General features: G+C 51.4%; 9 protein-coding genes, 5 tRNA genes and 1 other RNA gene. 10 read left to right on the forward strand and 5 right to left on the reverse strand.

Annotated features, from left to right (window positions below):
- Positions 1 to 173: 173 nt before the first annotated feature.
- The 6 genes from HHI26_RS23195 to HHI26_RS23220 all read left to right on the forward strand — a co-directional run bounded on the left by HHI26_RS23195 (position 174) and on the right by HHI26_RS23220 (position 962).
- Positions 174 to 250: transfer RNA gene (locus tag HHI26_RS23195), tRNA-Arg, on the forward strand.
- An 85-nt stretch (positions 251 to 335) separates the two neighbouring features.
- Positions 336 to 411 (forward strand) — tRNA-His (locus HHI26_RS23200).
- Between the two features lie 27 nt (positions 412 to 438).
- Positions 439 to 525, forward strand: a tRNA-Leu gene (locus tag HHI26_RS23205).
- Between the two features lie 34 nt (positions 526 to 559).
- Positions 560 to 636, forward strand: a tRNA-Pro gene (locus HHI26_RS23210).
- Between the two features lie 92 nt (positions 637 to 728).
- Positions 729 to 805: transfer RNA gene (locus tag HHI26_RS23215), tRNA-Pro, on the forward strand.
- Positions 806 to 841: 36 nt separating this feature from the next.
- A non-coding RNA gene (locus HHI26_RS23220) (RtT sRNA) lies at positions 842 to 962 on the forward strand.
- A gap of 51 nt (positions 963 to 1013) precedes the next feature.
- On the opposite strand, the gene HHI26_RS23225 is transcribed toward HHI26_RS23220, so the two are convergent.
- Positions 1014 to 1598, reverse strand: coding sequence for an NAD(P)H-dependent oxidoreductase (locus tag HHI26_RS23225; protein ID WP_133846860.1), 585 nt, complete (start codon positions 1596 to 1598; stop codon positions 1014 to 1016).
- Between the two features lie 79 nt (positions 1599 to 1677).
- On the opposite strand from HHI26_RS23225, the gene HHI26_RS23230 reads away from it, so the two are divergent.
- The gene (locus HHI26_RS23230) at positions 1678 to 2289 is read left to right on the forward strand and encodes a helix-turn-helix domain-containing protein (protein WP_133846859.1); all 612 of its coding nucleotides are present in this window, start codon (positions 1678 to 1680) and stop codon (positions 2287 to 2289) included.
- Positions 2290 to 2839: 550 nt separating this feature from the next.
- Here HHI26_RS23230 and hemY read toward each other — a convergent pair.
- The 4 genes from hemY to hemC form a co-directional block, all read right to left on the reverse strand.
- On the reverse strand, positions 2840 to 4030 hold the full coding sequence (hemY, locus tag HHI26_RS23235) for a protoheme IX biogenesis protein HemY (RefSeq protein WP_167864840.1): 1191 nt from the start codon (positions 4028 to 4030) through the stop codon (positions 2840 to 2842).
- 2 nt (positions 4031 to 4032) lie between these two features.
- Entirely contained in the window at positions 4033 to 5172 is a 1140-nt protein-coding gene (gene hemX, locus HHI26_RS23240) for a uroporphyrinogen-III C-methyltransferase (RefSeq protein WP_133846858.1), read from the reverse strand.
- A gap of 79 nt (positions 5173 to 5251) precedes the next feature.
- Complete coding sequence (hemD, locus tag HHI26_RS23245; protein ID WP_133846857.1) at positions 5252 to 5995, reverse strand: uroporphyrinogen-III synthase; 744 nt, start codon at positions 5993 to 5995, stop codon at positions 5252 to 5254.
- On the reverse strand, positions 5992 to 6933 hold the full coding sequence (gene hemC, locus HHI26_RS23250; RefSeq protein WP_133846856.1) for a hydroxymethylbilane synthase: 942 nt from the start codon (positions 6931 to 6933) through the stop codon (positions 5992 to 5994). The genes hemD and hemC overlap by 4 nt, the downstream gene beginning before the upstream one ends.
- A gap of 292 nt (positions 6934 to 7225) precedes the next feature.
- Between hemC and HHI26_RS23255 the strand changes: the two genes are divergently transcribed.
- From HHI26_RS23255 to HHI26_RS23265, 3 genes are all read left to right on the forward strand, one after another.
- The gene (locus tag HHI26_RS23255; RefSeq protein ID WP_133846855.1) at positions 7226 to 9781 is read left to right on the forward strand and encodes a class I adenylate cyclase; all 2556 of its coding nucleotides are present in this window, start codon (positions 7226 to 7228) and stop codon (positions 9779 to 9781) included.
- 517 nt (positions 9782 to 10298) lie between these two features.
- A complete protein-coding gene (locus HHI26_RS23260) occupies positions 10299 to 10829 on the forward strand; it encodes a CS1 type fimbrial major subunit (protein WP_171149783.1) in 531 nt (176 codons plus the stop codon).
- Between the two features lie 165 nt (positions 10830 to 10994).
- Positions 10995 to 13178 (forward strand): TcfC E-set like domain-containing protein, encoded by a 2184-nt coding sequence (locus HHI26_RS23265; protein ID WP_159338535.1) that lies wholly within the window; start codon positions 10995 to 10997, stop codon positions 13176 to 13178.
- The last annotated feature ends 18 nt before the right edge of the window (positions 13179 to 13196 follow it).

The raw sequence follows: 13196 nt of genomic DNA on the forward strand, positions 1-13196 counted from the left end.
AGTCATTGTTGTCACTGAAAGGCCTTTTGTGCGATTTAACCGGGTGAAAAGGCCGAAAAACGCTGCTACTTTAGACGTAATGCACAAAGCGTAATCAAACGCGTTTTTTTGTGAAAAAAGCACTGGACAGTCAGGGCTCTCCTCCGTAGTATGCACATCCGCAACGGCGCTACGCGCCCGTAGCTCAGCTGGATAGAGCGCTGCCCTCCGGAGGCAGAGGTCTCAGGTTCGAATCCTGTCGGGCGCACCATTTATTTTGTGCGCATATGAGCGGCGGTGGTAACATTTACCGCGTTAGTCAGTAGTTGAAAGAAGCAGTAAAGAAGTCAGGTATGGTGGCTATAGCTCAGTTGGTAGAGCCCTGGATTGTGATTCCAGTTGTCGTGGGTTCGAGTCCCATTAGCCACCCCAGACTTTAAGTACAAGATTTTGTCGTATGCGAAGGTGGCGGAATTGGTAGACGCGCTAGCTTCAGGTGTTAGTGTCTTAACGGACGTGAGGGTTCAAGTCCCTCTCTTCGCACCACAAAATCTAAGCAGTAAAGCAGTGCCGTAGTATTCGGCGAGTAGCGCAGCTTGGTAGCGCAACTGGTTTGGGACCAGTGGGTCGGAGGTTCGAATCCTCTCTCGCCGACCAATTTAGAAAACCCTGCTGTGGCGGGGTTTTTGCTTAAAACCTGAGAGTTTTGAGCGATAAAAAAAGAAAAGTAGTGGCATTACAGAAGTATTCGGCGAGTAGCGCAGCTTGGTAGCGCAACTGGTTTGGGACCAGTGGGTCGGAGGTTCGAATCCTCTCTCGCCGACCAATTTAAGAAACCTGCTTGAAAAAGCAGGTTTTTTTTCGTCTGTACATAATGAGGATGAGAACCTCCGAAGGAGGTTTGAGCCGAGCGAAGCGAGACAACGTTGCTTCAGCAACGGCCCGCAGGGCGGCTCGAAGAGCCGTAATCCTACTCGCTACCAATTTAAGAAACCTGCTTGAAAAAGCAGGTTTTTTTTCGTCTTTTATTTCGTTTACACCAGCCCCATTTTCCTTCCCAGCTCGCTCACATTTTGCAGTTCAGCGCTTAGCGCATCTCCGGGCATTTGTAACAACAGTTCAGAGGTCAGCACCTCCGCACCACAGAAATCGAAAATCCCGTGATCGATCTGCGTTCTCATGGCGGCAAAGTAACCGTGACGGGCGTAAGTACGCATATCGCCCGCGCCAATGGCGACCAGATGCACCTTAAGGTGTTGCAGTTTTTTTACCAGGCGGCCATCGTCATCGGCGTCATAAGCCCAGCCTTGAGTAAATACGCGGTCAATCCAGCCTTTTAGCTGTGCAGGCATCGACCACCAGTAAATCGGATAAACCAGTACAAGGGTGTCCGCGCGGTCGATCCTGGCGTGTTGCGCAACGATCTCCTCTGTTACCGATCCCTGCTGGCGGAACGCGGCTACATCATCGGCGGTAAAACGCGGGTCAAATCCTTCGGCGGCAAGATCGGCGATCTCAATGCTGCCACCTGTTGACTCGATGCCCTCTGCGAGTTGTCTGGCGACGAGATGTGTCAATGACTGGCGATCGGGATGAGAAACGACAATAAGGGTATGCATGAGCAGCCTCCGGCTTGCAGGTTGAACTGAGAAAAGTTACGCTAATATACTATTGGTAAGTTACCTTTGGTATATAAGCATGTCAACGGACAAAAACTCTTCACCGCTGCCCCGGCGACGTTTATCGCGTGAGGCGCGTTACCAGCAGCTCATTGAAGCTGCATGGCAGCTCATTCGTACCGAGGGAACGGAGGCGTTAACGCTGGGCCGACTGGCCGAGCAGTCAGACGTCACTAAGCCCGTGGTGTATGATCATTTCGGCACACGTTCAGGCCTGTTTGCGGTGCTCTATCAGGAGTTCGATGCCCGCCAAAATGCGCTGTTTGATGCGGCATTAGCGCAAAGTGAAGCCACTTTGTCGGCCAGGGCGCAGGTGATGGCAGAATCTTATGTGAATTGTGTTCAGAAACAGGGACGGGAGATACCGGGCATTATTGCTGCGCTGGTCGGCTCACCCGAGCTTGAGCAGATCAAGCGGGCCTACGAAGTGGCCTTTATCGAGAAGTGTCGCGAAACGCTGACGCCTTTTACCGGGGGTAAAGCATTATCGAACGCCGGTTTGTGGGCCATGTTGGGGGCTGCGGAAGCGGTGGCTTACGCATCCACCCGTCATGAAATCACCGAACAACAGGCGCGGGATGAGTTGTACGCGGTGATTATGGCACTGGTCGAACGCAGCGTAAGAACATAATATCCGTTTGTCGCTACATTGAGACATATAACGCTATGTTTAATAAGGTGTTTACTTAAGTATGCGCTGCCTGTCTCTAAATGGAGACGCACCTCGGGCAATCGTGTCGGCTTGAGGTGACATCAGAGAAGGGCAGTAAAGTCGGCTAAGCATGAATTAATATGTTAACTATCAGTGAGATATTAAATTCATGGTGAATGAATTTCTATTCTGGCACGCGCTGTGCAAGAATACCCTCGTAGATGCTCATTCCACCTCTTATGTTTGCAGATGCTTCATAAACCTGGGAATGACGCAGAGCCATTTTACGGTACCTGTTGTCCAGCCAGCCAATATCGCTAACGCCTTATTGGATCTATCGGGCAATACGTTGAGTCAGGTACCAATCGGTTGTCTTAACCGACCTGAAAATTTGCACCTGTCCCCGGACAGGTGTTTTTTTTTGCCCTGATGCCCGTCATCTTTCGTGCCGCAGATGCGTTGGCCGCGCAGTTACAGGCATAAAAAAGCCGGGCATTGCCCGGCTTTCATGTCTTTTTGCAGATGCAGATTAAGAATTATTTTTCAGCGTCAGCAGTAAACCATCACGACGCATGGTGGCCGCTTCTTCCGGCTTGTGCTGACGATCCAGCGTATCAGCCAGCCAGGCGTAGTCGAAAGCATCAGGGCGCTGCTGCAGCGCCGCACGGAAGGACTCGGCAGCCTGTTCCCATTCACCGTGCTGCATCAACAGTTGACCCAGCGTACTGTGCAACAGCGGTGTCGCGCCATGCTGCTTGATCTGCTGACGAAGCGCTTTCTCCAGCTGCTCCGGGTTACCGGTTTTCAGTCGTGGCATCAATAATACCAGGCGCTCATCGTACTGACGCTTCAGGCCATCCAACACGATTTGCTGTGCGGTGTCGTGGTCATTACAGACGATAAGATGGTCTGCCATAGCCACCTGTAGAGCGGGATCATGGCGTGTTTTACGGCTCTGGTTCTGCCACCAACGCTTCAGACCATCACTGCCCTGATCGGCCATGGCCTGGCTCATCAGGCCCAGCCATGCCTGCTGTTGCAAATCGAGGCGATGTGCTTCATCACCCAACTGAATCTTCTCCATGGCAGGGAGAATATCCAGCAATGCACCCCAGGCATGGGTACGCAGATAAGCCTGCTCAGCCAGACGCAGGACTTCAGGGTGGCGTGGCGCAATCTCCAGCAGACGATCAATACCGTGGCGTGCGGCATGATCTTCATTACGTGCCAGTTGGATACGTACACGCGTGATCTCTACCGGCAGCGGGTCACCGTTATTTAATTCGGTAGCACGTTCCAGATGCTGATTGGCACGTATCTCGTCACCACGTTGTTGTGCAGCTTCGGCGGCCAGCAGATAGTTAACCATCGGTTGTTCAGCATGGTCGGCATTACGTGACAGCAGTTTTTCAACCTGCTGGTAATCACCCTCCGCCAGTTTGATCAACGCAGCATTGGTATGTTTATGTGCACTGCGGCGTTTGCGGCCGCTAAACCAGCCGCGGGTGCGTGCCCCCGTACGGAAGAGACGGCGGAGCAGCCATTCGATAGCCAAAATCACTATCAGCGTCAGGATCAGCATGATCACCAGTGCAGTCACACTGGTTTTAATATCCCAGTTGTCGGTCTGGATCAGTACAAAGCCCTGATGACCCGCAATCACGGGACCCAGCACAATACCGGCGATTAGCAGCAGGAACAGCAGAAGTACTTTCAACATCATTATTCTCCCTGCTGCTGAGATGAAGCGGATGGTGCGGCTGGCTGTGCCAGCAGGTTACGCACGCGTGTCTCCATCAATTTATCCAGCAGTGGCTGACTTTGCAGAGCTTCCGGAACATCCATTGATACGCTCTGCTGGCTCAGCTCATCCAACTGGCTAAGGAAGGCTTTTGTATTCGGATCGTTGCTGTCAAACCAGGCACGTGTCCAGGCGGAAACCGTGTCGATAGACTGTTTGAAGATTTCATCTTGATGACGCGGTACTGCCTGAGCCGCAATGAGCAGGCGTGAACGGATATTTTCACGTAAATAAATATCCTGATCCGGCGCCATCAGTGGCTCTGCGGTTGCGTCACGACGACGGATGGTGATGAAATCGTCCATAAAGTTATGCCAGCTCTTGACCAGATTCTGACGCCATTCACGCAGCGAAGAGGAAAGCTCATTGCTGTCGGCATCCATTGGCTCATTATCACTGTCATTATCGGCGATGCGCAGATTATCAACATCGTTAGATAATTGGTTTAATTTGAGGATCACGCCATCGTAGTCGACCTGGCTGAGAGCGGACAGGGTACTGATGTCATGCGTGAGCGCGCGGCGGGCATCGATCAGGCTCGGATCGTTCATGTCGGCCAGGCTGGCATCCGCACTTTTCAGCAGCGCTGCTGCGGTGGTGACGTCTTGATCGCTCCACAGCTTACGTCCGGCCATTTTGACCAGGTAATCAGCCTGCGCCAGCATCCATGTCTGGGCATCGCTGCCTGAGATGGTGGCGACTTTTTGTTTCAGCTCATCCAACTGTTGGCTGGTGGCTGCCTGCTGCTGACGGGCGGTATCCAGTGCGCTGGTTTGCGTTGCCAACTGCTGTTCCAGTGACTTTTTGTCACTGAGCGCTGACTGTTGCAGGTCGGATAGCTGTAAGGCAAGCGCCTGACTGGCGGCGGCCTGCTGCTGTATTTGATGGTTTCCATACAGAGAGAGACCCGCACCCACAGCCAGTGCAATCGCGATGGCGACAGCACCCAGCACCACACCGCTGTTTTTCACTTTACGTGGTGATTGTGATTCAGATGTTGAGTTATCAACCGCTGGGGTAGTCTCTTCAACCATGGCGGAGGAATCTTTGTGTTCCGTCATAATGGCTCATCCCATATTTAAGTGTGTTTTATACCTTAGCATTGACGTTTCATTGCTCGCGCAATATCCGTACGACCTTTTAAAGGTATAGCGCGCGCAATAGCGCGTCATTATCGGCACCCCCGGCGACACAAATGTTCGCCCAGCCCAGTTCCCGGGCCAGAGTAGCCAAACGTTCACTGACGACAACCAGCCGGCAGTGCAGGAGCCATTCATCCCGATCAACATCGGGGAACAGCTGGTAAAGCTGTTGCAGCATTTCACCACTGGTCACGACCAGGGTATCAATGCCGCAATTACGCCAGCGTCGGCCTTCTTCCGCTCCGTGATAAGGCTTTTCACAACGCTGGTAGCACTCAATGAACTCTACCTGAGCGCCACGGGCAAGCAAAGTTTCTGCCAGTAATTCCCGACCACCGTTGCCGCGCAGAATAAGGGCGCGTTTGCCGACAACCGCTTGCAGGGCCGGAAGCTGGATCAGTACTTCGCTGATTTCCTGCTCGTGAGGCCAGACAACGTTATGGCCACTGACCGCATGCAGTGCCAGCGCTGTCGTGCGGCCTATAGCATAATAGTTCAGGTTGGCAGGCCATGTAGTTCCAGTAGCAGAGAGTGCGGGCTGGGCATAATGGATAGCGTGTTGTGACAAGATAAAGACCAGATCGCCTGCCGCCAGCGATCGAAGTCGCCCGGGCAGGGTATCCAGCTGGGTTCCCGGCGTAAACTCAATCAACGGGAATGCCCAGGCCACCTGACCACGCGTGCGCAGACGGCTGACCAGCTCGTCGGCGGCCGGTGATGGGCGGGTGACCAGAATCGTCATGCCGGGGGATTTCCCTGGTAGACCTCAGCGAGGATGTCGCGCGCGCCGTTATCCAGCAGTTCCTCCGCCAGCGAAATACCCATTTTTTCTGCATCTGTACGTGGGCCGCGACGTTCACCGCGAACCATCAGGCTTCCGTCTGGCGCACCGACCAGCCCCCGTAGCCAGAGTTGATCGCCTTCCAGCAGCGCATAGCTGCCGATGGGCACCTGGCAACCCCCTTCCAGTCGGGTATTCATCGCACGCTCTGCACGAACCCGGCAGGCGGTGTCGTCGTGATTCAGCGCAGACAATAGCCCAATAACCCAGACATCATCGAGGCGGCATTCAATGCCCACCGCGCCCTGACCCACCGCCGGAAGAGATTCTTCAGCCGGCATGATCTGACGAATGCGATCGCCAAGGCCCAGACGTTTCAGCCCAGCCACGGCAAGGATAATGGCATCATATTCACCAGCATCCAGCTTGCCCAGGCGCGTGCCAACATTCCCGCGCAGCGAACGGATAATCAGATCCGGGCGACGTGCACTGATCTGACACTGGCGGCGCAGGCTGGACGTGCCGACAATCGCGCCCTGCGGTAAGTCATCGACAGACGCATAATGATGAGAAACAAAGGCATCATGCGGGTCTTCACGCTCGCAGATCGTGGTTAATCCCAGACCCGGCGGAAAATCGACCGGCACGTCTTTCATCGAATGCACGGCGATGTCGGCACGATCGGACAGCATGGCCTGTTCCAGTTCTTTAACGAACAGGCCTTTACCGCCGACTTTCGCCAGAGGAGTATCGAGGATCACATCCCCGCGTGTAACCATAGGCACCAGCTCAACGCGCAGGCCTGGATGGGCGGCGATTAAACGTTGCTGAACATACTCTGCCTGCCATAGCGCGAGTGGACTTTGTCGGGTGGCAATTCTTAAAATTTTGTCTAACATGCTTGATACCGTTTTGATCGTTCACTGATTATCCTATCATTGAACCGGGAAGGCTGTCAGTTAAACGGCGGTACACGGAGGTATTGCATCAGGTTGGTCGCAAAATGTGCTAAACTGTTAAGTAGCGCAACTTTCTTTACGGTCAATCTGCCAGGTGTTAGATTGATCACGTTTCCAGCAATAATCTGCACGACTATTTTTAAAGCAAGCGGCAGATTTCGGAAACCGAACTTTTATATACCCTTGTTAGTCCAATAAGGGTATAGGCACTGGGATAATCAGGCGAGACGTCTTGTACCTCTACATTGAGACACTGAAACAGAGACTGGATGCCATTAACCAGCTGCGCGTTGATCGTGCGCTGGCGGCCATGGGGCCTGCGTTCCAACAGGTTTACAGTCTGCTGCCGACCTTATTACATTATCATCATCCGCTGATGCCGGGTTACTTCGAAGGTAACGTTCCACATGGCATCAGCTTTTACACGCCTGATGAAAGTCAAAAGTTCTATCTGGATGATTTAGAAGGAAAATCCGGATCTGCCGCGGCGATCCCTCCCGAGGGTGAAATGCCGATCACCGGCGTCTACTCCATGGGCAGTACCTCATCCGTCGGTCAAAATGATACCTCCGATCTCGATATCTGGGTCTGCCATCAGTCATGGCTGGACAATGACGAGCGCCTGAGCTTGCAGAAAAAATGCACTCAGCTGCAAAAGTGGTGTGCGGCCATGGGCGTTGAGGTGAGTTTCTTCCTTATTGATGAAAATCGTTTCCGGCACAACGAAAGCGGCAGCCTCGGTGGTGAAGATTGCGGCTCTACTCAGCATATCCTGTTGCTGGATGAGTTCTATCGCACGGCGGTGCGCATGGCGGGTAAACGTATTCTGTGGAATATGGTGCCACGCGAAGAAGAAGAACATTACGACGACTATGTTATGTCGTTGTATCAACAGGGCGTGTTAACCCCTAACGAATGGCTGGACCTCGGTGGTCTGGGTACGCTGTCGGCCGAAGAGTATTTCGGTGCAAGCCTGTGGCAGTTGTATAAAAGCATCGATTCGCCCTACAAGGCGGTGCTCAAAACGCTGCTGCTGGAGGCCTATTCCTGGGAATACCCTGCCACGCGTCTGCTGGCGATGGATATTAAACAACGCCTGCACGACGGTGAAATCGTCTCTTATGGGCTCGACCCCTACTGCATGATGCTGGAGCGGGTGACTCACTACCTCACCAGTATTGACGATCATGCTCGCCTTGACCTGGTGCGGCGTTGCTTCTATCTCAAAGTCTGTGAAAAACTGTCGATTTCAGCAGAAGACACGGGTTGGCGCCGCGAAATTCTTGGCCAGCTGGTTAAAGAGTGGGGCTGGGATAATGCCCGCCTGGCGATGCTCGACAGCCGTGCCGACTGGAAAATAAGCCAGGTTCGAGAAGCCCATAATGAATTACTGGATGCGATGATGCAGAGCTATCGCAACCTGATTCGTTTTGCGCGCCGTAACAACTTAAGCGTCAGCGCCAGCCCGCAGGATATTGGCGTGCTGACGCGTAAGCTGTACGCGGCCTTTGAAGCTCTGCCAGGGAAAGTCACTCTGCTTAATCCGCAGATTTCCCCTGACCTGTCAGAATCACACCTGACCTTTATTCATGTGCCAAACGGCCGCGCTAACCGTGCAGGCTGGTATCTGTATAACCAGTCACCAGACATGAGTTCGATTATCAGCCATCAGCCGCTGGAATATAATCGCTACCTTAACAAGCTGGTGGCATGGGCATGGTTTAACGGCCTGCTGACCAGCAAAACGCGGCTGCATATTAAAGGCAACGAGATCTGCGATCTGGCCCGTTTGCAGGAGCTGGTGTCCGATGTTTCGCATCACTTCCCGTTGCGTCTGCCTTCGCCTACGCCGAAAGCCCTTTACAGCCCGTGCGAGATCCGTCATCTGGCGATTATCGTCAATCTTGAATATGACCCGACGGCGGCATTCCGCAATCAGGTGGTGCATTTCGACTTCCGTAAGCTGGATGTGTTCAGTTTTGGTCAGCAGCAGCAGTGCCTGGTTGGCAGTGTCGATCTGCTGTACCGCAACTCGTGGAATGAAGTGCGTACGCTGCATTTCAACGGCGAGCAGGCAATGATTGAAGCGTTGAAAACCATTCTGGGCAAAATGCACCAGGACGCCTCACCGCCAGATTCTGTGGAAGTCTTCTGCTATAGCCAGCACTTGCGCGGATTGATTCGTACCCGTGTGCAGCAGTTGGTGTCTGAATGCATTGAACTGCGCCTTTCCAGCACTCGTCAGGAGCCAGGCCGATTCAAAGCCGTACGTGTAGCGGGACAGACATGGGGACTGTTCTTTGAGCGCCTCAGTGTTTCGGTACAAAAGCTGGAAAATGCGGTCGAATTCTACGGTGCCATTTCCAATAATAAACTGCACGGCCTGTCGCTTAAGGTGGAAACGGATCAGGTACGCCTGCCTGCCGTGGTGAATGGCTATGCCAGTGAAGGCATCATTCAGTTCTTCTTTGAAGATACCCTGGACGATCACGGCTTCAATATCTATATCCTTGACGAAACAAACCGCGTTGAGGTGTATCACCATTGCGAAGGCAGTAAAGAGGAGCTGGTGCGTGATGTCAGCCGCTTCTACTCGTCCTCACACGATCGATTCACCTACGGTTCCAGTTTCATCAACTTCAACCTGCCGCAGTTCTATCAGATTGTGAAGGTGGAAGAGCGCTTCCAGGTGATTCCGTTTCGCAGTCAGACTCTGACGCAGCTCTGTGCTGCCGTACCGAATGATAGCGCCAGCGAAGAGAACGCACGACGCTATCAGATGCACTAAGATGCGATAGATTTTTATGCTGCCGATCCTCTTTGCGATGATTGAGTCCCCGTAGTATCGTTGATCATTTTTCAACCTGCGCCGCCACCTCCCCCTGCGTATTATTTCGTAATACTATGATTTGTCGTGCTTTATTTTATTTATACCTATCAAGATGCTTGATTTAAGCATCTTATGTTTGTCATCTATCAACTTGTTATTAATTGATTTATTTTATTGTGCGACACATTATTTGTTATAATTGTTAATATGCGATATTAATAGTCGCTATTCTGTTTTTTTAAATTTTCGCGATGTTTTTCATCGTATATATAATTATATTGTTCATTTATTTGTTTTTATGTGGCAGGGTTTGTCATAATGCATCCATCAATTTTGACATGTAAACTACATCTCATCCTATTAACAAGTGATTAGGCGCTTTGCCTGTAATTTATATTACAGGCAAGGTGCTTTACACCTTGGGGGGATGGTCATCATGAAGGTGACTTAGTTAAATATATTATGGATGAATATCATGAAACTCAGCAATATTGCACTTGCAATGGCAATGACTCTTTCTTTAGCCGGTGCTGCACACGCTGCGACTAAAACTGATTCAGTTTCTAAGAAAATTACGCTGACTGCACAGATTAACGATGGCATGTTTGTATCCAAGCCAGATGGTTCTTCTTGGTATAACACCGAACAGCTGGAACCGACTGATTACAAACAGAAGCAATTCTCTAAAGTGCTGCCTATTCGTGTGTGGACTAAGAATGCTGACTTTAACATTTCCCTGGCTCAGGACCTGAAATTGGCCGGCCCTAATTATGAAATGTTGAACCCAGTGGTAACTCTTGGCTCTGCTCAGGGTGACCTGGCATTAAAATATGGCACGGCACAGAAAGTGACCCAAACCGTACAGACTGCTGATGGCTATGACGCTATTTACAACCTGACCGTCACTGTTGATGCACCTGCTACTCCTGCTGATGGCAAACCAAGCCTGAATGGTAGCTACAGCGGTGATCTGGTTATGCTTTTTGAGCCATCAACGGGTTCGTAAGAGTCAGCGATAGCTTAGTTTAACCCCGGTTAGACCGGGGTTTTTTTTGCATTGACTACCTGGTAGAGGAATATGGATATGACTCACCGAAAAAAAAACAGCTTACCTTATAAAGGGTGGGTCTTTGTTTTTTTTGCAATGAACTCCCCGGGTTCGTTCGCCCAGATGAAGATCTCTTATAATGTACCTGCTGGGTTTAGTGCTTCAGATTTAGAGGATGATGCGCGTTATTTAGCAACATTTAACGGCAATACATTGCCGGACTTTATTATTATTTCCCGGCAGGACGGTAAATTAACATTTAACCAACGAAAATATCTCAGTAATGGCGTGGGGGTTGAAGATATTGCTACGCTGAAAAAAATACTTGAGAATTTTGACTACCAAAAATGTCATAACGGCTGTGATTTAACGCTGGAAGGTTATCGCGTCTCTGTTGATAAAGTTAAACGCACCATAACCATTCGTGATGCAAACAGTGATTATATAGTGCCGGCCACAAATTTTGGTCTGGTTCATAATCAGTCGGTTGACCTGCGCGCCTCTTCTGAGAGTTATCGCGCAATGAACATTAACGGCAATGCCTGGCTTGGGCTGCCCTCTCAGTCCTATGGTTTTCTTAGTTGGTATGCCAGCCGTACAGAAAGAGAGAATCAGAGCGCTGATACGCAGGGTGTTTCATCCTGGTATATGCAGAAAAATTTCGCTGACATCTATGTTCGAACGGGTAAACAAAACAGCGTTGATTACTCATCCGGTTCGATCAGTACGCTGCTGACCAGCGGTTTTAACCAGTTTTTCACCGTGGGAAGTCAAGCTCACCTGTTAAGTAACCCGAACAAAGGGTCGCTGGTGCTGTATGCCACCTCGGAAGGTAACTACGAGTTTTATCGTAACGGCCGTATGTTGCTTAAGCGCCCGGCAGTCCTGGGGCGAAATGAGATCGATTTTTCCGATCTACCTGGTGGTTATTACCCACTGGAGATCAGACTGGTTGACCATAATGGCCGGCTGATAAAAAAAGAAGAGCGAGAAGTCAATAACGTTAACTTTGGCAGCGGGCGGAATGCCTGGAGCCTGACCGCTGGCCGCGAAGCACAGACCAATCTGTCGATGTTGCAGGCATCCTGGAGCCAGGATATGCGCTGGTTCTTTGTGAATACCTCCATGATACAAGGTGATAAAGGCAAATGGGCGGCAGAGCTGAATCTTACGCGCTCCATTGTAACGGGACTGTTCCAGGTGATCCCAACGTTAGGGTTATTGAGCGGTGAAAAGAAAACCGGGGGTTACGTCAGCATGAGTGCCACCAGCGAGAAACTTGGCACGCTGTCCCTAAGCCGTTACCAGAATAATCAGGTATCCCATTTTTATGCCGGGTCCAGTAGTACCAGCCTTTCTTACAGCTATCTGCTGAAAGGTGCGATGTTAAGTTACAGCTACAGGCGCTATTCGAATAGCGAACAGCAGCAGGCCGAAGTGCGCTGGAACTATCGTCCGAACGGACTGTGGGCCAACTTTGCCCTGGGCATACAGAAGGGCGGTTACCAGCAGTCATCGGGGAATTATGGTGTTTACCTGAATACCAGTTGGACGCTGAACAACTCACAGGCCAGCTTCAGTGCAGCTCGCTCTGGCGGACAAACGCAGTTGAGTGGCGATTACCGTAAAACCTTCGACGATGATTTCGGCGAAACCACTGCGGGCACCACTGTCAACCGCATTGGTAATGACACCAACGTTAATCTCTATGCCAGTCGTTCCGGTACCCGTGGTGATGCTTCACTTAACGTCGGGCATGACAAAAGCAGTACCAATGGTGATTTCAACTATCGCGGCATGATCGCGGCGAACGCTCAGGGCATTGCTCTGGGGCGCTACAGCTATAGCGGCGCGGCCATGATGCTGGAGACACCAAAAATTGACGCGCTGGATTATGGCTTTCGCGTTGAAGGTGCCCCCGTTGCCGGCGGGCATCGCTATGCCATTCCGCTGAAACAGTATACCGATATCCCGTATGCACAGGTCATGACCCGCAGCAACGATATGGATATGAACATTGAAATCCCGGCCAACATTGTGCGTTCGCACCCAGGACAGGTCTATAACGCCAAAGCAACGGTCGATATCAACCTGCTGTACAACGGCTTTATGAAAACCGTACAGGGGCTGCCCGTCAGCGGTGTCATTTCTGAAACCGGGGATAACGTTTATCAAAACGGTCTGTTCTCTATTGCCAGTAAAGGCGTACTGCAACAGGTGACGGTCGATGGTAAGCAGGGGAGTTTCCGCTGCGACTTAACCAAACCCAGAGGCAATGATTACCCCTGTGTGCCGCTGCGGCCTTAAACTTTAATGAGTGAGAAT

The sequence above is a fragment of the Erwinia sp. JH02 genome (genome assembly GCF_013074405.1).
Classification (GTDB): Bacteria; Pseudomonadota; Gammaproteobacteria; order Enterobacterales; family Enterobacteriaceae; genus Erwinia; species Erwinia rhapontici.

Coding starts and splice junctions, on each gene's coding strand:
- HHI26_RS23265 (WP_159338535.1), top strand. CDS start 10,995: ATGAAGATCTCTTATAATGTACCTGCTGGGTTTAGTGCTTCAGATTTA.
- hemX (WP_133846858.1), bottom strand. CDS start 5,172: ATGACGGAACACAAAGATTCCTCCGCCATGGTTGAAGAGACTACCCCA.
- HHI26_RS23230 (WP_133846859.1), top strand. CDS start 1,678: ATGTCAACGGACAAAAACTCTTCACCGCTGCCCCGGCGACGTTTATCG.
- hemY (WP_167864840.1), bottom strand. CDS start 4,030: ATGTTGAAAGTACTTCTGCTGTTCCTGCTGCTAATCGCCGGTATTGTG.
- hemD (WP_133846857.1), bottom strand. CDS start 5,995: ATGACGATTCTGGTCACCCGCCCATCACCGGCCGCCGACGAGCTGGTC.
- HHI26_RS23225 (WP_133846860.1), bottom strand. CDS start 1,598: ATGCATACCCTTATTGTCGTTTCTCATCCCGATCGCCAGTCATTGACA.
- HHI26_RS23260 (WP_171149783.1), top strand. CDS start 10,299: ATGAAACTCAGCAATATTGCACTTGCAATGGCAATGACTCTTTCTTTA.
- hemC (WP_133846856.1), bottom strand. CDS start 6,933: ATGTTAGACAAAATTTTAAGAATTGCCACCCGACAAAGTCCACTCGCG.